The 299-nt window shown below is 67.2% G+C and carries 1 protein-coding gene; it reads left to right on the forward strand.

Going from position 1 to position 299, the window contains the following annotated elements:
- Positions 1–299, forward strand: a 299-nt coding sequence (locus tag SM757_RS35260; RefSeq protein ID WP_322468903.1) for a VCBS domain-containing protein, incomplete at both ends; no start/stop codon positions are given.

The raw sequence follows: 299 nt of genomic DNA on the forward strand, positions 1-299 counted from the left end.
CCACACCGAGACCTTCACCGTTCAAAGCCTGGACGGCACTGCGACGCAGACCGTCACCATCGTCATCACTGGCGTCAACGATGCCGCCACCATCAACGCCGGCACTGACGGCGCCAACGCCCAGGCCGCTCTCACCGAGGACGCCGACACCGATAGCGTCACCCCGGGCATTCAGCTCACGCGCACGGGCTCGCTGTCTGTCTCTGATGCCGACGCCGGCCAGGACAAGCTCTTCACCACTGTCACCGACACCACCAGCGGTGGCGCCTGGGGCGCACTGACCATCAACGCCGCCGGCG

It is taken from the genome of Azohydromonas lata (assembly GCF_034427735.1).
GTDB lineage: Bacteria > Pseudomonadota > Gammaproteobacteria > Burkholderiales > Burkholderiaceae_C > Azohydromonas > Azohydromonas lata.